Below are 22,758 nucleotides of genomic sequence, written 5' to 3' on the forward strand. Positions count from 1 at the left end.
CGATCAGACCAGACGGGCACCGCTCAGGCGCCGCCCACCCGCGGCCGGGGGACGACCGGCTCGGCGAGCTCGACGCGGTCGCGGCCGGCCTGCTTGGCGGTGTACATCGCCAGGTCGGCACGGTCGATGAGCTTGCGGACGGCGTCCTGCGGGTCGTCGCCGGGGCGGGGCCCGGCCAGGGCCACCCCGACCGAGGCGGTCACCGGGTGCAGCCGGTGACCGGCCCGCTGCACCGCCGCGCGCAGCCGCTCGCCCAGCTGCTCGGCGTCCGCGGCGCCGTGCACGAGACCGAGCACCACCATCTCCTCACCACCCGTGCGGGCCAGCACGTCGGCCGGGCGCACCGCCCCGGTGAGGGAGGTGGCGACGGCCTGCAGCACGGCGTCGCCGGCGGCGTGCCCGTGCTCGTCGTTGAGCTCCTTGAACCTGTCGAGGTCGAGGACGAAGGCGGCCACCGCGGCGCCGTCGCGCAGCGCCTGCCGCCACAGCCGGTCGCCGCCGGCGACGAGCGAGCGCCGGTTGGCCAGCCCGGTCAGCGGGTCGGTGGAGGACAGCCGCTCGGTGTCGGCGACCAGCCGTTGCACCTGCCGGCGCAGCCAGACCACCCCGAGGGTGGTGACGTCGAGGACGATCGACTGCACCACGACCTGGACGGCGAGGGCCGCGCGGTCGTCGAAGCTGCCCTGCAGGGCCAGCCAGCAGGCGACCGGGACGACGCCCAAGTGCACGCCGAGCCGCCAGCCGTCGAGGAACCAGGCCGCGGAGAATGCGCAGAACAGCAGCATCAGCGGCGGCGCGTAGCGCATCGGGTCGGTGATCGACAGCGCGACGACCACGTAGACCAGGTCGCCCACCAGCACCAGGACGGCGACCAGCGAGGTGCCGACCCGGTCGCGGACCCGCACCACCACGGCCAGCACGACCAGCAGCGCCATGGCGCCGGCGTAGACCCAGCGGGTGCCGCCGGGGCGCAGCACGGACTCCACGAGCAGGTTCAGCGACCCGAGGGCGGCGCCGACCAGCAGCAGCGCGGCGATCAGCCGGGCGGCGGTGCGGCTGTCGGTGCGCCCGGCGCCGGGCAGCAGCCACCGGCGGCTCTCGGTGGCGGGGTGCGGCGCTGCGGGCACGGGCGCAGTGTGCCGCACCGCACGGGTGCCGCCCCAGCACCGGCCGCCGGGCAGGACCGTGGCCCGGGTGCCACGCTGACCTGGCCCCGCGCACCCGCGGGAGCGGACCGCCCGAGGGAGGAGTGCCGACATGGCCGACGGACCGTGGTTCTGGTGCCTGAAGGACAACGCGGTGGAGGGGCCCGACGGCTGCGCCGAGCGGCACCGGCTCGGGCCCTTCGCCACCCGCGAGGAGGCCGAGCACGCGCTGGAGAAGGTCGCCGAGCGCAACGAGAAGGCCGACGCCGAGGACCGTGCGTGGGACCGGGGCGAGCGCAGCAGCTGACCCGGGCATGATCACAGCCGGGGTCCGCTTCGAGGTGGGGGAGACGACGTGACGGAGAGCAGCGCGGTCGGCCGGCCGGTCGGCGAGCTGGTCGTGGGCGTGCTGGGCGGCACCGGGCCGCAGGGCCGGGGGCTGGGGGTCCGCTGGGCCGCTGCGGGGCAGCGCGTGCTGCTGGGCTCCCGCGACGCCGACCGGGCCCAGGAGGTCGCCGCGCAGGTGGCCGACCGGGCGACGGCGGCCTCGGGCGGGGCCGAGGTCTCGGTGCGCGGCGGGTCCAACCACGACGTGGCCGGTGCCGCCGACGTGGTCGTGGTGGCGGTGCCCTACGACGGCCACGCCGAGCTGCTGGCCGAGCTGGCGCCGGTGCTGGCCGGCAAGGTCGTCGTGGACTGCGTGGTGCCGATGGGCTGGGACGAGCTGGGCGCCTACGTGCTCGACGTCCCCGAGGGCAGCGTCACCCAGCAGGCCGCCGCGCTGCTGCCCGACAGCCTCGTCGTCGGGGCCTTCCACCACCTGTCGGCGGTCTCGCTGGAGGACCTCTCCCACCCGACCCTGGAGGGCGACGTGATGGTGGTCGGGGACGACCGCGGCGCGATGGACCTGGTGCAGGCACTGGCCGGGCAGCTGCCGGGCCTGCGCGGGGTCTACGCCGGCCGGCTGCGCAACGCCCGCCAGGTGGAGGCGCTGACCATCAACCTGGTGTCGGTGAACCGCCGGTACAGGACGCACGCCGGCATCCGGGTCACCGGCGTCTGATGACCGGGGACGACGTCCGGTCGGCCACCTTCGCCCGGCCCGGCTTCGGCAAGCGCGGCTACGCCCCGGACGAGGTCGACGACTTCCTGGACCGCGCGGCGGCCGAGCTCGACGCGCGGGCCGCCGGCCGGCCCCCGTCGATGGGGCCGGCCGACGTGGCGCAGGTCGTGTTCCGCAAGCCCCCGGTGGGCAAGCGCGGCTACGCCGAGGCCGACGTCGACGACTTCCTCGACCGGCTCGCCGCCGCGCTGGGCGGCGGCGGGGCGGGCGGCCGGGGCATCGAGCTGAACGGTCAGCCCCTGCAGCCCTGACCGGTCAGAGGCCGACCCGGACGCAGACGTTGGGCAGGGTGAGGCTCACGGTGTAGCCCGACGGGCACGTGCCGCCGGCGGTCAGCGCGATGTCGGCCACCCCCGCGGTGGGGGCCGCGACGCCGACGGTGCCGGTGACGCCCACGGTGCCGGTGGGGGCGGCCACGCCGACGGTGCCGGTGACGCCCACGGTGCCGGTGGGGGCGGCCACGCCGACGCTGCCGGTGACCCCGACGCCGGCGGTGGGGGCCGTGACACCCACGCCGGCCGTCGTGCCGACACCCGCGGTGGTGCCGACGCCGGCGGTCACCCCGACCCCTGCCGTGCTGCCCTGCGACGCGGTGGGCGCGGTGGGCGCGGTGCCGGCGACCGGCGCGGTGTCGGCGGTCGGCGCGGCCGAACCGGTGGCGGCCGGCGTGCCGGTGGCGGCGGTGCTGCCGACCGGCGCGGTGTCGGCGGTCGGGGCGGCGGCCGCGGTGGGGGCGGTCGCCGCGGTCGGGGCCGTGCCGGGGTCGCCGGGGGCCGCGTTCGCGGCCACCCCGCCGACGACGGCGGCGAGGAAGACGACGCCCGAGGCGACGCCGATGACTGCGGTGCGGTCGATCTTCACGGTCGTGCTCCTCCGGGGTGGGGCGTGTGCTCCGGAGTGTCGGCAATGCGGACGGTCCTGTTCAGCTGAACCGCCCGATCGGGTCAGAAGCTGTGCTCCGGCCCGGGGAACGCGCCGCTGCGCACCTCCGCGGCGTACTCCTGCGCGGCCCGCAGCAGCTCGCCCCGCAGGTCGGCGTACTTCTTCACGAACCGCGGCACCCGCCCGCCGTTGAGCCCGGCCATGTCCGGCCAGACCAGCACCTGGGCGTCGCACCCCACCCCGGCGCCGATGCCCACGGTGGGCACCGCCAGCTCCGCGGTCACCCGGGCGGCGACGTCGGCCGGCACCATCTCCAGGACGACGGCGAAGGCCCCGGCGTCGGCGACCGCGCGGGCGTCGGCGAGCACCTGGTCGGCGGCGTCGCCGCGGCCCTGCACCCGGAACCCGCCGAGGGCGTGCTCGGACTGCGGGGTGAACCCGACGTGGCCCATCACCGGGATGCCGTTCTCGGCCAGCAGCTTGACCTGCGGGGCCACCCGGGCACCGCCCTCGAGCTTCACCGCCTGCGCGCCGCCCTCCTTCATCATCCGCACCGCGGTGCCGAAGGCCTGCTCGGGCGAGGCCTCGTAGGACCCGAACGGCAGGTCGGCCACGATCAGCGCCCGCGACGTGGACCGGGTGACCGCCTTGGTGAACACCAGCAGGTCCTCCACCGTCACCGGCACGGTGGAGGAGTGGCCCAGCACCACGTTGCCGGCCGAGTCCCCGACCAGCAGGACCGGGATGCCGGCCTCCTCGAACACCCGCGCGGTGTAGGTGTCGTAGGCGGTCAGCATCGCCCACCTGTCGCCGTCGGCCTTGGCCTGCTGCAGGTGGTGGATCCGCACCCGGGCGGTGGGGGAGCCCCCGCCGTAGAGCACGGGCTCGGAGCTGGGGGAGGGGGACGACGACGGCGTGGTCACGGCGCCCATCCTGCACCGGCGCCGGATGGGGAACACCTGACAGGTGCAGAACGGAACACTGTCGTTCCTGCACGCGGCGGACCCGCCTGTGCGCCCGTCGCGCTGGTTGGATCCGCTGCACCACCGCCTGCCCCGAGCCGAGGTCACGATGCCCGTCCGCCGCCGCGCACCGCTCGCCTTGCTGCTGGTCGCGCTCGCCGTCCTGGCCGGTTGCCGGTCGGAGGTCGACGACGGGGTGGCCGCCGCGCCGACCACCACCGCGGCGGGCCCGACCGCAGCTCCGGTGCCCGCCGCGGTCATCAGCGTCGACCCGCCGCTCGGCTCCACCGACGTCGACCCGGTCACCCCGCTGCGGGTGCTGGCCGGGCACGGCACCCTCACCGGCGTCACGGTCACCGCCGCCGACGGCACCCCGCTGCCGGGGACGCTCGACGCCGCCGCCGGCACCTGGACAGCCTCGGCGGACCTGGGCTACGGCACGACCTACGCCGTGGACGCCACCGCCACCGACGCCACCGGCCGGACCAGCACGGCGTCCGGCACGGTCGGCACCGTCACCCCGCGCACGCTCACCCTGCCGACGGTCTTCCCGGGCGCCGACACCCCCGTCGTGGGCGTCGGCCAGCCCATCTCGATCACCTTCGACGAGGACGTCACCGACCGGGCCGCCGTCGAGCGCCGGCTGTCGGTCGTCACCACCCCGCACGTCGACGGGTCCTGGTCGTGGCTCTCGGACCGCACCGTGCACTACCGGCCGGCCGCCTACTGGCCGGCGCACACCCACGTCGTGGTCGACGCCGACCTCTACGGCGTCGACGTCGGGGACGGCATCCACGGCCAGGCGAGCCGGCACGTGGAGTTCGACACCGGCCCGAAGAAGGTCGGCGTCGTCGACGCCACCGAGCACGTGCTGCGGCTCTACGTCGACGACCAGCTGGTGCAGACGATGCCGACGTCCCTGGGCAAGCCGTCCAGCCCCACGCCGTCGGGCACCTACGTGGTCATGCAGCAGTCGCGGCACTACACGATGGACTCCTCCACCTACGGTGTGCCGATCGACGCCCCCGGCGGCTACCGGACCGACGTGGAGTACGCCTCCCGGCTGTCGAACTCCGGGATCTTCGTGCACGCCGCCCCGTGGTCGGTCGGCCAGCAGGGGTACCGCAACGTCTCCCACGGCTGCCTGAACGTCTCCACCGCCGACGCGGGCTGGTTCTACGCGAACTTCGGCCGCGGGGACGTCGTCGAGGTGAGCAACGCCGGGCCGCGGCTCACCGAGACCGACGGGTTCGGCGACTGGAACGTCGGCTGGGACGAATGGGTCGCGGGGTCGGCGCTGCACCCCGGCGTCTGACCTGCCACCCCGACGGGGCAGGCTCCGGGTGTCGTAACCGAGCCGACACGACCGGGAGACAGGATGCCGAGCATGGACCGCCAGCAGGAGTTCGTCCTGCGCACCCTGGAAGAGCGCGACCTCCGGTTCGTCCGGCTGTGGTTCACCGACGTGTCCGGTTACCTCAAGGCCGTGGCCGTGGCGCCGGCCGAGATCGAGGCGGCGTTCGCCGAGGGCATCGGGTTCGACGGGTCGGCCATCGAGGGCTTCGCCCGGGTCTACGAGTCCGACATGCTGCTCAAGCCCGACCCCGGCACCTTCCAGGTGATGCCCTCGGCCAAGGGCGGCACCAGCGAGACCGCGCGGATGTTCTGCGACATCACGCTGCCCGACGGCAGCCCCGCCTGGGCCGACCCGCGGCACGTGCTGCGCCGCGCGCTGGGCAAGGCCGCCGACATGGGGTTCACCTTCTACACCCACCCCGAGATCGAGTTCTTCCTGCTCAAGGACCTCCCCGACGACGGCACCCCGCCCACCCCGGCCGACACCGGCGGGTACTTCGACCTGTCCACGCACAACGTCGCGCACGACTTCCGCCGCGAGGCGGTCTTCGCGCTCGAGGCGATGGGCATCTCGGTGGAGTTCAGCCACCACGAGGTCGCGCCGGGCCAGCAGGAGATCGACCTGCGCTACGCCGACGCGCTGTCGATGGCCGACAACATCATGACGCTGCGGCACGTGGTCCGGGAGGTCGCGCTGGCCCAGGGCGTGCACGCCACGTTCATGCCCAAGCCCTTCACCGACCTGGCCGGCTCGGCCATGCACACCCACCTGTCGCTGTTCGAGGGCGACCGCAACGCCTTCCACGACGCGGCCGACCCGATGCGGCTGTCGACCACCGGCAAGCAGTTCATCGCCGGGCTGCTCAAGCACGCCCGCGAGGTCACCGCCGTCACCAACCAGACGGTGAACTCCTACCGCCGCCTGCTGGCCGGCACCGAGGCGCCCACGGCCGCCACCTGGGGCAAGGCCAACCGGTCGGCGCTGGTGCGGCTGCCCTCCTACAAGCCGTCCAAGGCCAACTCCGCCCGCGTCGAGGTGCGCTCGCCCGACAGCGCCTGCAACCCCTACCTGACCTTCGCGGTGCTGCTGGCCGCCGGGCTCAAGGGCATCGAGGAGGGCTACGAGCTCCCGCCCGAGGCCGAGGACGACGTCTGGTCGCTCACCGACACCGAGCGGCGGGCCGCCGGCTACGAGGACCTGCCGGTGAGCCTGGGCGAGGCGCTGACCGCGATGGAGGGCAGCGAGCTGGTCGCCGAGACCCTCGGCGAGCACGTCTTCGAGTTCTTCCTGCGGAACAAGTGGGAGGAGTTCAACTCCTACCGCCGCAACGTCACCCCCTTCGAGCTCCAGCGCTACCTGCCCGGGCTGTAGCCGCTCCGTAAGCTCTCGGCGTGACCCGTCTGCTCGTCGTCGTCCCGTCCGACACCGACCCGCCGGCCCGGCTGGGGGAGTGGCTCACCGGGGCCGGCCTCGAGCTCGACGAGCGGCACCTGGACGCCGGCGACGAGGTCCCCGCCGACCTCTCCGGGCACGACGGCCTGCTGGTGCTCGGCGGCCCGCAGTCCTCACTGGACGAGGGCGCCACCGAGCTCGCCCCGGTGCGCGACCTGCTGGCGCAGGCCGCCGCCGACGACGTGCCGACCCTGGCCATCTGCCTGGGCGCGCAGCTGCTGGCCCAGGCCACCGGCGGCTCGACCCGGGTGCGACCGGACGGCCCGGAGGTCGGCGCCACCTTGGTCGCCCGCCGCGACGCCGCCGAGACCGACCCGGTGTTCGCCGGCGTCCCGCTCTCGCCCGACGTCATCGCCTGGCACCACGACGAGGTCGAGCGGCTGCCCGGCGGCGCGGTGGTCCTGGCCGCCAACCCGGTGTGCGACGTGCAGGCCTACCGCCTGGGGACGGCGGTCTACGGGCTGCAGTTCCACATCGAGACCACCCCGGAGATCGCCGCGTCCTGGGCCGCGCACGACCCGGTCGGCGTCGCCTCCAGCGGGCTGGACGTCGCGGAGATCAGCGCGCGCGCCGCGGCCGCGCACCCCGACCTGGCCGAGGTGTGGGCGCCCTTCGCCGGCCGGTTCGCCGACGTCGTGCACGCCCGCGCCCGCACGTGACCGACCCGGTCGAGGTCCCGCGCCGGGCCGTCGTCCGGCTGGTCCGGCTCGGCTTCGAGGACGGCGAGCGGGTCGCCCGCCTGCTGGCCTCGCCGGAGCTCGGGCTGTGGGACCTCGACCGCAACGAGCCGGCCGACCCCGAGGCCGCGCCGGTGGTCTCCGCGCTCGCCCGGGCCGGTGACCCCGACCTGGCCGTGCTGACCCTCGCCCGGCTGGTGGAGGCCCTGGACCGCGAGGACCCCGGCGGCGAGCTGGCCGCCCACCTGCTGTCCCGGCTGCGCGGCTCGGCGAACCTGCGCGGCCAGCTGCTCGCCGTCCTCGGCGCCAGCGCGGGGCTGGACGACCACCTGGTCGCCCACCCCGAGGACTGGACCGTGCTGGACACCGACGACGGCCCGGTCCGGCCCACCCCGCTGTCGCTGGAGCAGCAGATGCTGCGCGCGGTGGGCGCCGACCCCGACGACCCGCCGTGGGGCGTGGGCCTGGGCACCCCGGCGCCGGACGCCGACGTCTCGCGGGTCCGCGACCTGCGCCGGGCCTACCTGCGGGCGGTGCTGTCGGTGGCCGGCCGCGACCTCGGCGGCGGGCTCGGCGCCGACGAGGTGGCCGGCGAGCTCGCCGACCTGGCCGGCGCGGTCCTGGTGGCCGGGCTCGCCCTGGCCGTCGCCGACCAGCCGCCGGGTGCCCCGCACTGCCGGATCGCGGTCATCGGGCTGGGCAAGTGCGGGGGTCGCGAGCTCAACTACGTCAGCGACGTCGACGTCGTGTTCGTCGCCGAGCCCCTGGACGGCGCCGACGACGCCGAGGCCACCGCCACCGCGGCCAAGGTGTGCGCGACCCTGATGCGGGTCTGCCGTGAGGCGGCCTGGGAGGTCGACGCCGCGCTGCGCCCGGAGGGCAAGGCCGGCCAGCTGGTGCGCACCCTGGCCGGCCACGTCGCCTACTACGAGCAGTGGGCGGGCACCTGGGAGTTCCAGGCGCTGCTGAAGATGCGCGGCGTCGCCGGTGACCCGTCGCTGTGCCGGGAGTACGTCGACGCGCTGTGGCCGCTGGTCTGGAAGGCCGGTGACCGGCCCGGCTTCGTCGCCGAGGTGCAGGCGATGCGCCGCCGGGTCGAGTCGCTGATCCCGCCGGCCCAGGCCGGCCGGGAGCTCAAGCTGGGCCGGGGCGGGCTGCGCGACGTCGAGTTCAGCGTGCAGCTGCTGCAGCTGGTGCACGGCCGGGTCGACATCACGCTGCGCACCGGCGGCACGCTGCCCGGGCTGCTGGCGCTGTCGGTGGGCGGCTACGTCGGCCGGGAGGACGCCGCCACCCTCGCGGCCTCCTACCGGTTCCTGCGCACCGTCGAGCACCGGCTGCAGCTGCTGCGGCTGCGCCGCACCCACCTGCTGCCCACCGACGAGGTGCAGCTGCGCTGGCTGGCCCGCTCCCTGGGCTACAAGCCCGACCACCGGGGGGACGCCGTCGCGGTGCTGCGCGCCGAGCTGGCGCTGCACACCCGCGAGGTGCGGCGGATCCACGAAAAGCTGTTCTACCGGCCGCTGCTGTCCGCGGTGGCCCGGGTCCCCGGCGAGCAGCTGGCCCTGGGGTCGGAGGCGGCCGGGGTGTGGCTGCGGGCGCTGGGGTTCGCCGACCCCGACGGCGCGCTGCGGCACCTCGCCGCCCTGACCGGCGGGGTGTCGCGGTCGGCGTCCATGCAGCGCTACCTGCTGCCGGTGGTGCTGCAGACCCTGGCCTCGGCGGCCGACCCCGACGCCGGGCTGCTGGCCTACCGGCAGGTGTCGGAGGCCCTGGGCGGCAACCAGTGGTTCCTGCGGCTGCTGCGCGACGAGGGCCAGGTCGCCGAGCGGCTGGCGCTGCTGCTCGGTTCCTCGCAGTACGTCGCCGGGCTGCTCACCCGCACGCCCGAGGCGCTGCGGCTGCTGGCCCGCGACGAGGAGCTGGTGCCCCGTCCGGCGGCGGCGCTCACCTCGGCGTGGCGGCAGTCGGTGGCCCGGGCCGGCGACGCCGCCGAGGGGGTCCGGGTGCTGCGCGGGCTGCGCCGCACCGAGCTGCTGCGGGTCGCCTGCGCCGACCTGCTCGGCCTGCTGGACGTCGTCGGCGTCGGGGTGGCGCTGCGCGACGTCGCCGTCGCCACCCTCGAGGCCGGGCTGGACGCCGCCGTGCGCACCTGGGCGGCCGACGCCAAGGTGCCGGTCGACCAGGTGCCGGTCGACCTCGCCGTCATCGGCATGGGCCGGCTCGGGGGCCGGGAGATGAGCTACGGCTCAGACGCCGACGTGCTCTTCGTGCACCGGGTGCGCGAGGGGGCCGACGAGTCGCGGGCGGCCGGGGCGGCCAACCAGATCGCGCACGCGCTGCGGCGGCTGCTGGCCGAGCCCGCCCCCGACCCGGCCTTCGAGGTCGACGCCAACCTGCGCCCCGAGGGCCGGCAGGGGTCGTTGTCGCGCAGCCTCTCGGCGTTCGCGGAGTACTACCAGCGGTGGGTGTCGGTCTGGGAGGTGCAGGCCCTGCTGCGCGCCGAGCCGGTGGCCGGCGACGCTGCGCTCGGTCGCGACTTCTGCGCGCTGGTGGACCCCCTGCGCTGGCCGGCCGAGGGGCTCACCGACGCCCAGGTCGCCGAGATCCGCCGGATCAAGGCACGGGTGGAGAGCGAACGGCTGCCGCGCGGTGCCGACCCGGCCACGCACACCAAGCTCGGCCGGGGCGGCCTGGCCGACGTGGAGTGGACCGTGCAGCTGCTGCAGCTGCAGCACGCGCACGACCACCCGGCGCTGCGGGTCACCCCGACCGTCGACGCGCTCGTCGCCCTCGGGGAGGCCGGGCTGCTGCCCACCGAGGACGTCGACGCGCTCCGGGACGCGTGGGAGCGGGCCAGCCGCGCGCGCAACGCCGTCTTCCTGGTCCGCGGCCGTCCCGGTGACCAGCTGCCCCGGCCGGGGCTGGAGCTGTCGGGGGTGGCCCGCGCCAGCGGCTACCCGGCCGACGCCGACCCGGGCGGGTTCGTCGACGACTACCGCCGCGCCGCCCGGCACGCCCGCTCGGTCGTCGAGCGCGTCTTCTACGGCCGCGCCGACGACTGACGCCGGGAACAGACCCCACGCGGCGGGGGGTTGACGGCTGCAGGACCCACCGCCGACCGAAGGGTGCCACCGTGCCGATCGAGTTCCTGGGCATCGCCGCCACCAACGACGGGTCGGAGACCACGCCCCGCTCCGGGGGCAGCTTCGACAAGGAGTACACGGTCCGGCTCGGCCGGGCGCACGAGGACTTCGGCTGGGACCGGGTGCTGTTCGCCTACGGCTCCGGCGCGCCCGAGCCCTCGGCCGCCGCCGCGTGGCTGCTGGCGCACACCGACACCCTGCAGGTGCTGCTGGCCCACCGGCCCAACGTCAGCTACCCGACCTTCGCGGCCAAGACCTTCGCCACCCTGGACCAGATCGGCGACGGCCGGCTCACCGTGCACGTCATCACCGGCGGCACCGACCACGAGCAGCAGCGCGAGGGCGACTACCTGACCAAGGACGCCCGGTACTCCCGCACCCGGGAGTACATGCAGATCGTCAAGAAGGCCTGGACGTCGCACGAGCCCTTCGACTGGGACGGCGAGCACTACCGGTTCGCCGACTTCGTCTCCGACACCTTCCCGGTGCAGCAGCCCCGCCCCGACCTGTCCTTCGGGGGCTCGTCGGAGGCGGCCTACGCCGTGGGCGGGGCCGAGGCCGACGTCTACGCGCTGTGGGGCGAGCCGCTGGCGGAGACGGCCGCGCAGATCGAGCGGGTGCACGCCGCCGCCCGGGCCGCGGGCCGCACGACGATGCCGCGCATCCAGGTGGCCTTCCGGCCGATCATCGCCCCCACCGAGGAGCTGGCCTGGGAGAAGGCGCACCGCACGGTGGCCCGCATCGAGGCCATGCGCAACGGCAACGGCCGCTCGCCGCTGTCGATCAGCCGGCCGCCGGCGGCTGGGCCGGAGAACGCCGGGTCCCAGCGCCTGCTGGAGATCGCCGCGCGCGGGGAGCGCTTCGACCGGGCGCTGTGGACGCCGACCGCTGCGGCCAGCGGGGGAGCCGGCAACTCCAACGCCCTGGTCGGCACGCCGGAGACGGTGGCCGCCGCGCTGCTGGACTACGTCGACCTGGGCGTGGACATCATCTCGATGCGCGGCTACGACCTGCTCGGCGACGCGGTCGACGTGGGCCGCTACGTCATCCCGCTGGTGCGCGAGGAGGTCGCCAAGCGCGACGCGGGGTTGAGCCCCACCGCGCAGGGGCAGGGCTGAGCGGTGCCCGACGAGCGTGAGCCCGCGACCATCACCCCCTACCGCGACGGCCCGCTGGTCGTGCGCGGTGACTTCCGGCTCGTGGACGCCGACGGCGTGGAGTTCGACCCGGGTCGCGACGTCGTGGCCCTGTGCCGGTGCGGCAAGTCCGGGCTGAAGCCCTTCTGCGACGGCAGCCACAAGCGGACGGGCTTCTCCGCGCCCAGCGCGCCGCGCAGCGACCGGCCCAGCCAGCGGCTGGCCGCCCTCGAGCAGGCCTCAGACGGCGACGGCGGCGCGGGGGCGTAGCGCCGAGCGGCCCGCGCCCCACTCCTGGAGCACCCGGGCGCCGGCCCGGGACTCCAGCTCCAGCGCGATGGCCGCGCCGAGCAGGACGTCGTCGTGCAGCGCCGGCTCGGCAGCGACCAGCGAGCCGCACATGTCGACCGAGGCCACCTGCTCGTGCACCGCGTCGGCCTCCACGTGCTCGTCGTAGAACAGCGTGGCGTCGTCGCCCTTGCCCAGCCGGCGCAGGCCGGAGGCGTAGCGGCGGCTGGGCGCGGTCGAGGTCATCTCCACCAGCGCCAGGTGGCCGACGACGGCACCGCGCAGCCGGCGGTGCAGGCCGAGGAAGCTCATCGCGTTGAGCGTGGCCAGCACCTCGGCGGGTGCGGCGTCGACGTGCGCGCCGTGGGTGTCGTCGAGCTCGAAGGTGCGCATCAGCCGGCCGAAGAGAGCCGAGTGCATCCGCACCGGTGACCCGCCGCCGTACTCGTCGGCCTGGATCTCCACGAGGGCGGCCTTGGCCCGGCCCGAGATCCGCGGGATGGCCCAGGTGTGCGGGTCGGCCTCCTTGAGGTGGTAGACCGACCGCAGGGTGAGGAACTCCGCCCACTGGGTCTCGTCGGCCCGCTTGGCCATGTGCTCGGACAGCGACGGGCCGTCGTCGGCGGCCACCATCGCGGCGAGCTGCCGGTCGACGGTGCCCTCGGGGCACGCCCGCACCCACGGTGCCGCGGCCTCGCGCAGGGCGGTCTCGAACGCGCGCTCGAGCACGGCGCGCAGGGCCAGCAGCTGCGGGTCCCACTCCCAGCGGTCGTCGACCTCGTCGAACCCGCGGTAGTGCAGCTCGTAGCAGGTGTAGAGCGCGACCTGCAGGTCGTCGTCGGCCAGCGGCACCGGTGTGGTGGCGACCTGGTCGGCCAGCGCCAGCGTGCTCGGGCGCAGCGCGCCGGGGGTGTCGGAGGTCAGGTCGGCGTGCAGGGCCTGCGACAGCGGGCCGCGCGGGGTGGGGAGGGGCACCGTCGTCCCATGCCCGGGGGCAGGGGATCCGGAACCTCCCCGGACGCCGCGGATCAGGAGGCGAGCCGCAGGTCCTGCCGGCGGCGGGCGGGGGTGAGGCCGAAGCGCTCGTCGGCCAGGGCGGCCTCCAGGCAGGGGCCGGTGAGCGAGCAGCGGGCGGGACCGCACGCGCACTCGTCCAGGGCCAGCAGCTCGGGGCGGCTCGTGCGCGTGGCGGTGCGGGTCATTCCTGGCTCCTCGTGGTTGGGTGTGCACTCGAAGTTACCGTCTGGGCACATGTCGACTCATCGGCGAACTGTGCCCAGCCGGGACCGCAGGTCGGTGCAGTCGTGCCGTCGGCCTGGACGCGTCCCCGGGGTGCCGTCCAGCCTCACCAGCTGTCGAACGCGGCGGCCATCCGGGCCTGCTCCTCGAGCACCTCGTCCATCCGGGCCTGCACCGCGCCCAGCCGGCCGATCTCGGTGCTGGTGGCGAGGATGCCCTCGGCCACCGACCGGGTGGTCTCCTGCATGCCGGTGATCTGGTCGGCGACCCGCTTGGTCGCCCCGGCGGTCTCCCGGGCCAGCTCCTTGACCTCGTTGGCCACCACGGCGAACCCGCGGCCCAGCTCGCCGGCGCGGGCGGCCTCGATCGTGGCGTTGAGCGCGAGCAGGTTGGTCTGGTCGGCGATCCGGCTGATGATCGCGATGACCTCGCCCACCGCGGCCGACGCCTGGGCCAGGGTGTCCACCTCGGCGGTCATGGACGACGCCTGCGTGATCGCCGCGGCGGCCACGCGCCCTGCGTCGTGCCCGGCCTCCCGGAGCCGGGAGATGGTCTCCGACAGCGCCCGGGCGTTGGCCGCGTCGTCCTCGACCCGGCGCAGCACCTCCAGCCGCTGGGAGACCAGCTGGGCGACGTTGCGCAGCGCCGAGCCGCGCGACTCCGACAGCGCGATGGTCTCGGTGGTGAAGAAGTCCATCGTGCCGATGACCTCCCCGCCGACCAGGACGGGGAAGCACACGCCCGACCGGACGCCGGCGCGCTGCGCGGCGGGGGCCCGCACGCAGTCGGTGAGCTCGGCGAGGTTGGCCACGAAGACCAGGTCGCGGGCCCGCCACGCCCGCCCGGAGAGCCCGACCCCCTCGGCGAAGCTCGCCGCCAGGGTCACCTCGCGGAACTCCGGGCCGGCGGAGCCGGACTCGAACTCGAACCGCAGCACCCGCTCGACGGGGTCCATCGCCCAGTAGGAGCCGTAGGCCCAGCCGAAGGCGGTGCGCACCGTCTCCAGCGCCACGCGCAGGGCGCTGGACCGGTCGGTGGCGGCGGCGACGCTGGTGACCACCTCGGTCACCGCGCCGCGGTCGTCGACGGTCTCCTGCAGCATGGCTGCGGCCAGGGCGCCCCGGCGCGCGTGCGTGGCCAGCCGGCTCAGCGTCTGCCACTTCTCGGTGCGCCCGCCGAAGAAGGGCAGCTCGGCGTCGCTGTAGTACTCGTGCAGGGCCACCACCCGGTCGTGCTCGACGAGCGGGATGACCGCGCCGTGCCGGGCGCCGGCCCGGGCCGCGGCGGCCCACCGCAGGCACACCGCGCGGTCGCTGCCGGCGTCGACCAGGACCGGACGGCGGGTGCGGATCGCCTGGCCGGTGTAGCCCAGGTCGGCGCGCACGCGCTCCCCGACGGTGCCGGGGGCGGTGGCCATCGCCGGGCCATCGGTCCCGCCTCGCTGACCAGCACCACGTCCTCGCCGTCGACCATCCAGGCCGCGCCGTAGGACAGCTGCAGCGAGCCGACCAGCGAGGTGACGATCTTGACGTGGCCGTCGGTCTCGCTGGTGATCCCGCCGTCGAGCACCTCGATGACCTTCTCGATCGCCTCGACGTCCTGCGGCACCGGGGTGGCCGCGGGTGCGGGGGTGGGGCTGCGGAACACGGTGTCCTCCTGCGGACGGCGGGCGTTGCCGCTTGTATCGGCAGGAGAGGTTCCGTTTCGGCACGGTCCGGAACGACGACGGCCCCCGACCTCGGCGAGGTCGGGGGCCGTTGGGGCGACGTGGATCAGATGTCGTAGTACATCGCGAACTCGTGCGGGTGCGGGCGGAGGCGGATCGGGGTGATCTCGTTCTCCCGCTTGTACTCGATCCAGGTCTCGATCAAGTCGGAGGTGAACACGCCGCCGTCGAGCAGGTAGTCGTGGTCGACCTCGAGCCGGTCGAGGACGGCGTCCAGCGACGCGGGCACCTTCTCGATGCCCAGGGCCTCCTCGGGCGGCAGCTCGTAGAGGTCCTTGTCGACTGGCGCCGGGGGCTCGATCTTGTTCTTCACGCCGTCGAGGCCGGCCATCAGCATGGCCGAGAAGGCCAGGTAGGGGTTGGCCGACGGGTCGGGCACGCGGAACTCGATGCGCTTGGCCTTCGGGTTGTCGCCCGAGATCGGGATGCGGGTGCAGGCCGAGCGGTTGCGGGCCGAGTAGACCAGGTTGATCGGGGCCTCGAAGCCGGGCACCAGGCGGTGGTAGCTGTTCACCGTCGGGTTGGTGAAGGCCAGCAGCGACGGGGCGTGCTTGAGCAGGCCGCCGATGTAGTGGCGGGCCATGTCGGACAGGCCCGCGTAGCCGGTCTCCGCGGCGAACAGCGGCTGGCCGTCCTTCCACAGCGACTGGTGGCAGTGCATGCCCGAGCCGTTGTCGCCGAACAGTGGCTTGGGCATGAAGGTGGCGGTCTTGCCGTGCGCCCAGGCGGTGTTCTTGATGATGTACTTGAACAGCATCAGGCTGTCGGCCGAGCGCAGCAGGGTGTCGAACTTGTAGTTGATCTCGGCCTGCCCGCCGGTGCCCACCTCGTGGTGGCCGCGCTCGAGCTCCAGGCCCGCGTTCGCCAGGTTGGTCATCATGGCCGCGCGCAGGTCGCTCTGGTGGTCGGTCGGCTCGACCGGGAAGTAGCCGCCCTTCATCCGGGTCTTGTAGCCCAGGTTCGGGCCGAGCCCGTTCTCCCCGCTCGCCGAGCCCGAGTTCCAGGAGCCCTCGACCGCGTCGATGTGGTAGTAGCCCTCGTTGATGGCCGTGTTGTGGCGCACCGAGTCGAAGACGTAGAACTCGGCCTCGGGGCCGAAGTAGGCGGTGTCGGCGATGCCGGAGCTGGCCAGGTAGGCCTCGGCCTTCTTCGCCACGTTCCGCGGGTCGCGGGAGTAGGACTCCCGGGTGATCGGGTCGTGGATGAAGAAGTTGACGTTGAGCGTCTTGTAGGTCCGGAACGGGTCCAGGAAGGCGCTGTTCGCGTCGGGCAGCAGCAGCATGTCCGACTCGTTGATGGCCTGGAAGCCGCGGATCGAGGAGCCGTCGAAGCCGAGCCCGTCGGCGAAGGTGTCCTCGCCGAAGGTCTCCGCGGGGATGGTGAAGTGCTGCATGACGCCGGGGAGGTCGCAGAACCGGACGTCGACGAACTTGACGTCGTTGTCCTGGATGTACTTCGTGACCTCGTCGGGAGAGTTGAACATCGATCCTCCGGGAGTGGGCGGACGGCCGAGCCGGAACCTACGAGCGGGCGGTTGCCCGCCGGTGTCCCGTGTGTTTCCGATCCGTTACAGCGGCCCCGGCGTGTCGCGCGCCTACGCTGGCGGCATGGCCGGGGACGAGAGCACACCCTCCCAGAGCCGCGCCCGGGGCGCGGCGCTGGGGCTGCCGGCCGACGGCCCGGGCTCGGTCGCCCCCTTCGGCACCCGCGCGGTCGCGTTCGCCGTCGACGTCCTGGTGGCGGCCGTGGTGGCGGGGCTGGTCCTGCAGCGGCTGCCGCAGAACTGGAGCCTGCTGGCCTTCGGGCTGATCACCGTGGGCTCGCTGGTGCTGGTCGGCCGCACGCCCGGCCACGCCCTGCTGGGCCTGCAGCTGGCGCACCCCCGGCAGGGTGAGCGGGTGGCGCCGTGGCGGGCCGTCGTCCGCACCGCGCTGCTGATGGTGCTGGTGCCGGCCCTGGTCGTGGACGGCGACGGCCGCGGTCTGCACGACCGGCTCACGCAGACCGCGGTCATCCGTCGCGTCTGAGGGTCACCCCCGGGCGGCGTGCACCGCCTCGGCCAGCCGCCGGACGCCGTCCTCGACGTCCTCGACCTGCACCGCGGAGTAGGCCAGCCGGAAGGAGTTCTCGCCGCCCCCGAGCAGGAAGTCGGTGCCGGCCACGATCGCCACGCCCCGGTCGGCCGCCTCGGTGACGATGCGGGCGACGTCGTGCCCGGCGTCGGCCGGCAGCGACACCCACAGGAAGTAGCCGCCCTCGGGACGGCGGAAGGTGGCCTCGGGCAGGTGGGCGCGCAGCGCGGCGTCCAGCGCGCCGACCCGTTCGGCCAGCGCGGACTTCACCCGCTCCAGCGCGGCCGGGAACCGCTCGCCGGTCAGGTAGGCGTGCACGATCCCCTGCGCCACCATGTTCGGGGCGATGTAGGTGTTGGTGGCGCGCACCCGGACCTTCGCGATGAGTGCGGGCGGCCCGACCAGGTAGCCCACCCGGATCCCCGGGCAGATGGTCTTGGAGAACGAGCAGGCGTAGACCACGTGCTCGCTGGCCGCGCCGCCGTCGAGCTCCAGCATCCGGGGGAGCGGCTCCCCGCTGAACCGGACGTCGACGTAGGGGTCGTCCTCGAACACCAGGAACCCGTGCTCGCGGGCCAGCTCCAGCAGCCGCTCCCGCTTGGCCAGCGACAGGGTGTACCCGGCGGGGTTCTGGAAGGTGGGGATGACGTGGGCCAGCGCCGGCCGCAGGCCACCGGCCAGCAGCTCCGCCACCTCGTCGACGGCGATCCCGTCCTCCTCGAGCGTCACCAGCCGGACGTCGGCACCGCGCTGCCGCAGGCCCAGCAGCGTGCGGTCGTAGGTCGGCCGCTCGGCCAGCACCGCGGTGCCCGGGGTGACCAGCTCGTCGAAGAGGAAGGCGTCGGCCTGCATGGAGCCGTTGGTGACCAGCACGTGGTCGACCGGGACGCCGTGCTTGTCGGCGATCCACTGCCGCAGCGGCGGGTAGCCCACCGCGGTGCCGTAGCCGGTCATCCCGGCCGGGTCGGCGGTGAAGGCGTCGACGGCTGCCTGCTTCAGGCCCTCGACGTCGACGATGTCGGTGGACGGCGCGCCACGCGCGAAGGAGACCGGACGGACGGCGGGGGAGCTGGTCACGGCGGACAGTCTCCCCGACGGCCCGCCCCGGTGCTCCCGGTGGTGCCCGCCGTCAGCGGCGGCGCATCTGCCGCTGGCTGACCGTCATCTGGCGACCGCCGGGCATCGGCCCGCCGGGGATGGGCATCCGGGCGCCGCCGAGGGCGTTCATCCGCTTGCCCAGGCTGTTGACCTCGGCGCCGTCGAGGTTGCGCGGCAGCTTCATGACGTGGGAGGACAGCTTCTTCAGCGGCACCTGGCCCTCGTCGTCCCCGACGGTGATGTCGTAGATGGGGGTGTCGCCGACGACCTTGGCGATGCGGCGCTTCTCCTGCGCGATGAGCCCGCGCACCCGCTGCGGGTTGCCCTCGGCGACCAGGATGATGCCGGGCCGGCCCAGCACCCGGTGCACGGCGTCCATCTGCGGGGTGCCGGCGACGCCGGAGGAGACCCGCCAGTCACCGCGCATGCCCTCGAGCACCCAGGCGGCGGCGCCGGGCTGGCCCTCGACCTGGCGGTAGGCCGAGCCCTGCGCCCGGCGGCTGAACACGATCAGCGCCGCGAGGGCACCCATCAGCACCGCGATCGGGATGAACAGCAGCGGTGCGTCGAACAGGACGGCGATCAGCTCGACCACCGCGGCGACCACCACGAAGGCGATGAGCATGAACCACGGCAGCTTGGGGTCGTTCTTGTAGGTCAGCTTGTAGGCCTGACCGACCTGACGCAGCGTGGTCTTGATCTTCGTCAGCCGGCCGACCTTGGGCTTGCCGTCCTTGCCGAGCTTGGCCGCCGTCGCGCCCTTCCCCTGCTTGGTCGCGGGGGTGGGGGCGTCTGTGGACTTGCTGCGGGCCATGCCGCCCAGGATAGGCCCGGGGTCGGCCGGGGTGGATCAGCTGGTCGGGGTGAGCCCGCGGGCGGCGATGGCCTGCTGGTAGAGCCGGCCGGCGCGGTAGGAGCTGCGGACCAGCGGGCCGCCGAGCACCCCGGCGAACCCGATCTCCTCGGCCTGGGCCGAGAAGTCGACGAACTCCTGCGGCTTGACCCACCGGACGACGGGGTGGTGGCGGGGGCTGGGGCGCAGGTACTGGGTGATGGTGAGCAGGTCGCAGCCGGCCTCGTGCAGGGCCTGCATCGTCTCGGTGACCTCGTGCGGCTCCTCGCCCATGCCCAGGATCAGGTTGGACTTGGTGACCAGGCCGGCCTCGCGGGCGGCGGTGATGACGGCCAGCGACCGCTCGAACCGGAACCCGGGGCGGATCCGCTTGAAGATGCGCGGCACGGTCTCGACGTTGTGCGCGAGCACCTCGGGCCGGGAGGAGAAGACCTCGGCGAGCTGGTCGGGGTCGGCGTTGAAGTCGGGGATGAGCAGCTCGACGCCGCAACCCTCGATCTGGGCGTGGATCTGCCGGACGGTCTCGGCGTAGAGCCAGGCGCCGCCGTCGGGGAGGTCGTCGCGGGCCACGCCGGTGACGGTGGCGTACTTCAGCTGCATCGTGGCGACGCTCTCGGCGACCCGGCGGGGCTCGTCGCGGTCGAACTCAGCGGGCTTGCCGGTGTCGATCTGGCAGAAGTCGCAGCGCCGGGTGCACTGGTCGCCACCGATGAGGAAGGTGGCCTCGCGGTCCTCCCAGCACTCGTAGATGTTGGGGCAGCCGGCCTCCTCGCACACGGTGTGCAGGCCCTCGCGCTTCACCAGCGACTTGAGCTCGGTGTACTCCGGGCCGGTGCGCAGCCGGGTCTTGATCCAGTCGGGCTTGCGCTCGATCGGGGTCTGGGAGTTCCGCACCTCCAGGCGCAGCAGCTTGCGCCCGGCAGGCTCGATCGTCGCGCTCATGATCCCCACGGTACGCGCCGAGGGGGCGCCCCGGCGGTCGGCCGGGACGCCCCCTCGGGTCGTCGTGCGGGTGCTGCTCAGCCTTCGCGGCCCAGCGGCGGCTTGTTCAGCGTCTCCTCGGTCGGGACCGGGTTGACCTGGGGCGCGGCGTCGGGGGAGGTGGACTGGGCATCGTGGTGCTTGCCGTCGCGCCAGCCGAGGTCGGTGCTCTCGGGGGTGGCGTCGCCGGGGGCGTCCTCGGCGGTGGAGACGGCCTGGCCGCCCTCGGTCGGCTCGACCGACTCGTCGGCGGGGGTGCTGGGGCTGCTGGGCACGGGGTCCTCACGGTAGGCGGGCACCGGTCCGTCGCCGGTGGGGGCGGGGGTCCACGGGTCGTCGGCCGCGGTCGCGCGGCGGACGGCGGCGAAGGCCACCCCGCCGACGCCGAGGGCGACCAGCAGCCACGGCCAGCGGCGGGGCTTCTTCTCGATGCCGACGCGCTGGGCGAGCTCGTGGGTGGTGACGAGGGTCTGCTTGCGGGCGTCCTTGGTCGTCTTGGCCGCCGTCTTGGCCAGCTTCTTCCGGCGCTTCTCCGCCTTCTTGGACAGCTTGTCGGCCTTCTTGGTCACCGCCTTGCGGTTGGACTCGGCGGCGGCGCGCAGCTCGGCGACCCGGGCGGCGGCGACGTCGCGGGCGGCCTCGGCGGCGGCCACGGCGTCGGAGCGGCCGGCCTTGACCTGCTTCTTGGCGGCCTTGGCCCGCGCGGCGGCGTCCTTCTGCAGCTGCTCGGCGCGCTCGGCGGCCTCCTTGCGGGCCTTGCGGGTGCGCTCGCCGCCCTGCTCGGCGGCGGTGGCCACGGTTCCGCCGACGGCGGCTGCGGCGGTGCCGAGCTCGCCGCGCGCGGACTCCAGGGTGGCGACGACGGACTCGCGGGCCTGGGTCAGCGCCGGCACCACGGTGCTCTGCACGCGCGGGACGACGTCCTTCTCCAGCGTCTTCTGCGCGTTCTTGACCGCGGCCTCCACCTTGGGGGCGGCGGCGTCGCGGGCGTCGGCGAGCTTCGGCCCGGCGGCGGCGACCGCGGTGGCCACGCCGGCGGCGGCTGCCTCGCGGGCGGCCTCCAGGCGCGGGACGACGTCCTTCTCGTACACCTTCTGGGCGTTCTTCAGCTGGGGGGCCAGCGACTTCTGGGCGTTCTTGAGCTGCGGCTCGATCGCGTCGCGGGCGGCCTCCAGCTTCGGGGCGACAGCGGCGACGGCGGCCTCCACGCGGGGGGCGACGTCCTTCTCGAGGGTCTTCTGGGCGGACTTCGCCGCGGCCTCGTAACGCGGACCGAGGTGCTCGGCGGTGGCCCGGCCGGCCTCGCTGACCGCCGTGCCGATGTGTGCGAGGCCCTCCTGCAGCTCGTCGCCGATGACCTGGGCATGGCTCTTCTTGCGGAACACCTACGCACCTCCGGGTTGATCGTTGCGGCCATCCTGCCCGCATCGGTCCCGGGCCACACCCCGAGACCGGTACCTGTGACCTGCGGCTCGACGGTGGGCCTGCCAGCCTGGGCCGCATGCAGCTGCGCGTGTTCACCGAGCCCCAGCAGGGCGCCACCTACGACGACCTGCTGGCCGTCGCCCGGCGGGCCGAGGAGACCGGCTTCGACGCCTTCTTCCGCTCCGACCACTACCTGGCCATGGGCGGGGACGGCCTGCCCGGCCCCACCGACGCCTGGCTGACCCTCGCCGGGCTGGCCCGGGAGACCAGCCGCATCCGGCTGGGCACGCTCATGACCGCGGGCACCTTCCGGCTGCCCGGGCCGCTGGCGATCGCGGTGGCCCAGGTCGACCAGATGAGCGGCGGCCGGGTGGAGCTCGGCCTGGGGTCGGGGTGGTTCGAGGCCGAGCACACCGCCTACGGCATCCCGTTCCCCCCGCTGGGGGAGCGCTTCGACCGCTACGCCGAGCAGCTGGAGGTCATCACCGGGCTGTGGTCGACGCCGGCGGGGGAGACCTTCTCCTTCACCGGCGAGCACTACACGCTCACCGATTCCCCGGCGTTGCCCAAGCCGGTGCAGGACGGCGGCATCCCGGTGCTGGTCGGTGGCCGCGGCGCGAAGCGCACGCCGGCGCTGGCCGCCCGCCACGCCACCGAGTTCAACACGCCGTTCGCCTCGGCCGAGGACGCCGCGGGCCTGTTCGACCGGGTCCGGGCCGCCTGCGCCGACGTCGGCCGCGACCCGGCCACGATGACCTTCAGCTCCGCGCTGGTGCTGTGCGTCGGGGGCACCGACGCGGAGCTGGCCCGCCGGGCGGCGGCGATCGGGCGGGACGTCGAGGAGCTGGTGACCAACGGGGTGGCCGGGTCACCCGCGCAGGCGGTGGACACCCTGGGCCGGTTCGCCGAGGCGGGCGCGACCCGGGTGTACCTGCAGGTGCTCGACCTGGCCGACCTGGACCACCTGGACCTGGTCGCGTCCCAGGTGGCTCCGCAGCTGGGGTGACCGACGGCGCCGGGCGGGCACGCGGGCCCGCCCGGCCGACGAGGTGCGTTCCCGGTACGGATCCGGCCGGGGGTGCGGGGTAACCTCGCCCCGTGACCGGTGGCCTGCTCCTTCCGAGGCCGTGCTGACCAGCTCCCCGCACGTCAGCACGGCGACCCCTCCTGCGTGAGGGGTTTTTTCATGCCCACCC

At 74.6% G+C, this 22,758-nt stretch carries 22 protein-coding genes; 11 read left to right on the forward strand and 11 right to left on the reverse strand.

From position 1 onward, the window contains the following. Positions 1-23 precede the first annotated feature (23 nt). Positions 24-1,127, reverse strand: coding sequence for a GGDEF domain-containing protein (locus tag BLT39_RS13425; RefSeq protein WP_242658384.1), 1,104 nt, complete (start codon positions 1,125-1,127; stop codon positions 24-26). 130 nt (positions 1,128-1,257) lie between these two features. Here BLT39_RS13425 and BLT39_RS13430 point away from each other — a divergent pair, with 130 nt between their 5' ends. The 3 genes from BLT39_RS13430 to BLT39_RS23345 are packed head-to-tail and all read left to right on the forward strand — an operon-like array spanning position 1,258 to position 2,519. Further along, the gene (locus BLT39_RS13430) at positions 1,258-1,452 is read left to right on the forward strand and encodes a hypothetical protein (RefSeq protein WP_091063993.1); all 195 of its coding nucleotides are present in this window, start codon (positions 1,258-1,260) and stop codon (positions 1,450-1,452) included. 48 nt (positions 1,453-1,500) lie between these two features. Beyond that, the gene (npdG, locus tag BLT39_RS13435; protein ID WP_091063996.1) at positions 1,501-2,208 is read left to right on the forward strand and encodes an NADPH-dependent F420 reductase; all 708 of its coding nucleotides are present in this window, start codon (positions 1,501-1,503) and stop codon (positions 2,206-2,208) included. Continuing rightward, positions 2,208-2,519 carry a DivIVA domain-containing protein gene (locus BLT39_RS23345; protein ID WP_091064000.1) on the forward strand — a complete coding sequence of 104 codons (312 nt, stop codon included), beginning with the start codon at positions 2,208-2,210 and terminating at the stop codon, positions 2,517-2,519. Before npdG ends, BLT39_RS23345 begins: the two co-directional genes overlap by 1 nt. Before the next feature lie 4 nt (positions 2,520-2,523). On the opposite strand, the gene BLT39_RS13445 is transcribed toward BLT39_RS23345, so the two are convergent. Both BLT39_RS13445 and panB read right to left on the reverse strand, forming a co-directional pair. Further along, positions 2,524-3,129, reverse strand: coding sequence for a hypothetical protein (locus BLT39_RS13445; RefSeq protein ID WP_091064003.1), 606 nt, complete (start codon positions 3,127-3,129; stop codon positions 2,524-2,526). An 83-nt stretch (positions 3,130-3,212) separates the two neighbouring features. After that, positions 3,213-4,073, reverse strand: coding sequence for a 3-methyl-2-oxobutanoate hydroxymethyltransferase (gene panB, locus BLT39_RS13450; RefSeq protein ID WP_242658385.1), 861 nt, complete (start codon positions 4,071-4,073; stop codon positions 3,213-3,215). Positions 4,074-4,221: 148 nt separating this feature from the next. On the opposite strand from panB, the gene BLT39_RS13455 reads away from it, so the two are divergent. From BLT39_RS13455 to BLT39_RS13480, 6 genes are all read left to right on the forward strand, one after another. Then, on the forward strand, positions 4,222-5,427 hold the full coding sequence (locus tag BLT39_RS13455; protein ID WP_131801493.1) for a L,D-transpeptidase: 1,206 nt from the start codon (positions 4,222-4,224) through the stop codon (positions 5,425-5,427). A 72-nt stretch (positions 5,428-5,499) separates the two neighbouring features. Continuing rightward, complete coding sequence (locus BLT39_RS13460) at positions 5,500-6,840, forward strand: glutamine synthetase family protein (RefSeq protein ID WP_091064015.1); 1,341 nt, start codon at positions 5,500-5,502, stop codon at positions 6,838-6,840. A 20-nt stretch (positions 6,841-6,860) separates the two neighbouring features. Beyond that, entirely contained in the window at positions 6,861-7,580 is a 720-nt protein-coding gene (locus BLT39_RS13465; RefSeq protein ID WP_091064018.1) for a type 1 glutamine amidotransferase, read from the forward strand. Continuing rightward, complete coding sequence (locus BLT39_RS13470) at positions 7,577-10,663, forward strand: bifunctional [glutamine synthetase] adenylyltransferase/[glutamine synthetase]-adenylyl-L-tyrosine phosphorylase (protein WP_091064022.1); 3,087 nt, start codon at positions 7,577-7,579, stop codon at positions 10,661-10,663. The genes BLT39_RS13465 and BLT39_RS13470 overlap by 4 nt, the downstream gene beginning before the upstream one ends. A gap of 71 nt (positions 10,664-10,734) precedes the next feature. After that, positions 10,735-11,862: an LLM class flavin-dependent oxidoreductase gene (locus BLT39_RS13475; protein WP_091064025.1), complete on the forward strand. Its 1,128-nt coding sequence runs from the start codon at positions 10,735-10,737 to the stop codon at positions 11,860-11,862. A 3-nt stretch (positions 11,863-11,865) separates the two neighbouring features. Further along, the gene (locus tag BLT39_RS13480; RefSeq protein ID WP_091064028.1) at positions 11,866-12,150 is read left to right on the forward strand and encodes a CDGSH iron-sulfur domain-containing protein; all 285 of its coding nucleotides are present in this window, start codon (positions 11,866-11,868) and stop codon (positions 12,148-12,150) included. Here the strand turns inward: BLT39_RS13480 and BLT39_RS13485 are convergent. The 4 genes from BLT39_RS13485 to glnA all read right to left on the reverse strand — a co-directional run bounded on the left by BLT39_RS13485 (position 12,121) and on the right by glnA (position 16,616). Then, on the reverse strand, positions 12,121-13,143 hold the full coding sequence (locus BLT39_RS13485; protein WP_091064031.1) for an iron-containing redox enzyme family protein: 1,023 nt from the start codon (positions 13,141-13,143) through the stop codon (positions 12,121-12,123). The genes BLT39_RS13480 and BLT39_RS13485 overlap by 30 nt on opposite strands. Positions 13,144-13,196: 53 nt before the next feature. Next, on the reverse strand, positions 13,197-13,370 hold the full coding sequence (locus BLT39_RS22490) for a hypothetical protein (protein ID WP_165640269.1): 174 nt from the start codon (positions 13,368-13,370) through the stop codon (positions 13,197-13,199). Positions 13,371-13,513: 143 nt separating this feature from the next. Then, on the reverse strand, positions 13,514-14,824 hold the full coding sequence (locus tag BLT39_RS13490; RefSeq protein ID WP_165640270.1) for a methyl-accepting chemotaxis protein: 1,311 nt from the start codon (positions 14,822-14,824) through the stop codon (positions 13,514-13,516). 355 nt (positions 14,825-15,179) lie between these two features. Further along, entirely contained in the window at positions 15,180-16,616 is a 1,437-nt protein-coding gene (gene glnA / locus BLT39_RS13495) for a type I glutamate--ammonia ligase (RefSeq protein WP_091064032.1), read from the reverse strand. 124 nt (positions 16,617-16,740) lie between these two features. On the opposite strand from glnA, the gene BLT39_RS13500 reads away from it, so the two are divergent. Next, positions 16,741-17,160, forward strand: coding sequence for an RDD family protein (locus tag BLT39_RS13500; RefSeq protein WP_091065088.1), 420 nt, complete (start codon positions 16,741-16,743; stop codon positions 17,158-17,160). Positions 17,161-17,163: 3 nt separating this feature from the next. On the opposite strand, the gene BLT39_RS13505 is transcribed toward BLT39_RS13500, so the two are convergent. From BLT39_RS13505 to BLT39_RS13520, 4 genes are all read right to left on the reverse strand, one after another. Continuing rightward, the gene (locus BLT39_RS13505; RefSeq protein WP_091064033.1) at positions 17,164-18,282 is read right to left on the reverse strand and encodes an aminotransferase-like domain-containing protein; all 1,119 of its coding nucleotides are present in this window, start codon (positions 18,280-18,282) and stop codon (positions 17,164-17,166) included. 52 nt (positions 18,283-18,334) lie between these two features. Next, positions 18,335-19,117, reverse strand: a complete 783-nt coding sequence (locus BLT39_RS13510) for a DUF4191 domain-containing protein (RefSeq protein WP_091064043.1) — start codon at positions 19,115-19,117, stop codon at positions 18,335-18,337. A 36-nt stretch (positions 19,118-19,153) separates the two neighbouring features. Next, positions 19,154-20,098 (reverse strand): lipoyl synthase, encoded by a 945-nt coding sequence (gene lipA, locus BLT39_RS13515; protein WP_091064047.1) that lies wholly within the window; start codon positions 20,096-20,098, stop codon positions 19,154-19,156. 77 nt (positions 20,099-20,175) lie between these two features. Next, positions 20,176-21,522 carry a hypothetical protein gene (locus tag BLT39_RS13520; RefSeq protein ID WP_091064051.1) on the reverse strand — a complete coding sequence of 449 codons (1,347 nt, stop codon included), beginning with the start codon at positions 21,520-21,522 and terminating at the stop codon, positions 20,176-20,178. A 116-nt stretch (positions 21,523-21,638) separates the two neighbouring features. On the opposite strand from BLT39_RS13520, the gene BLT39_RS13525 reads away from it, so the two are divergent. After that, complete coding sequence (locus tag BLT39_RS13525) at positions 21,639-22,568, forward strand: LLM class F420-dependent oxidoreductase (protein ID WP_091064053.1); 930 nt, start codon at positions 21,639-21,641, stop codon at positions 22,566-22,568. Positions 22,569-22,758: the final 190 nt, after the last annotated feature.

The organism is Klenkia brasiliensis, from assembly GCF_900100695.1.
GTDB classification, from domain to species: Bacteria; Actinomycetota; Actinomycetes; order Mycobacteriales; family Geodermatophilaceae; genus Klenkia; species Klenkia brasiliensis.

Coding starts and splice junctions, on each gene's coding strand:
- BLT39_RS13525 (WP_091064053.1), top strand. CDS start 21,639: ATGCAGCTGCGCGTGTTCACCGAGCCCCAGCAGGGCGCCACCTACGAC.
- glnA (WP_091064032.1), bottom strand. CDS start 16,616: ATGTTCAACTCTCCCGACGAGGTCACGAAGTACATCCAGGACAACGAC.
- BLT39_RS13490 (WP_165640270.1), bottom strand. CDS start 14,824: ATGGCCACCGCCCCCGGCACCGTCGGGGAGCGCGTGCGCGCCGACCTG.
- BLT39_RS13510 (WP_091064043.1), bottom strand. CDS start 19,117: ATGGCCCGCAGCAAGTCCACAGACGCCCCCACCCCCGCGACCAAGCAG.
- BLT39_RS13500 (WP_091065088.1), top strand. CDS start 16,741: ATGGCCGGGGACGAGAGCACACCCTCCCAGAGCCGCGCCCGGGGCGCG.
- BLT39_RS13430 (WP_091063993.1), top strand. CDS start 1,258: ATGGCCGACGGACCGTGGTTCTGGTGCCTGAAGGACAACGCGGTGGAG.
- BLT39_RS13460 (WP_091064015.1), top strand. CDS start 5,500: ATGGACCGCCAGCAGGAGTTCGTCCTGCGCACCCTGGAAGAGCGCGAC.
- lipA (WP_091064047.1), bottom strand. CDS start 20,098: ATGAGCGCGACGATCGAGCCTGCCGGGCGCAAGCTGCTGCGCCTGGAG.
- BLT39_RS23345 (WP_091064000.1), top strand. CDS start 2,208: ATGACCGGGGACGACGTCCGGTCGGCCACCTTCGCCCGGCCCGGCTTC.
- BLT39_RS22490 (WP_165640269.1), bottom strand. CDS start 13,370: ATGACCCGCACCGCCACGCGCACGAGCCGCCCCGAGCTGCTGGCCCTG.
- BLT39_RS13455 (WP_131801493.1), top strand. CDS start 4,222: ATGCCCGTCCGCCGCCGCGCACCGCTCGCCTTGCTGCTGGTCGCGCTC.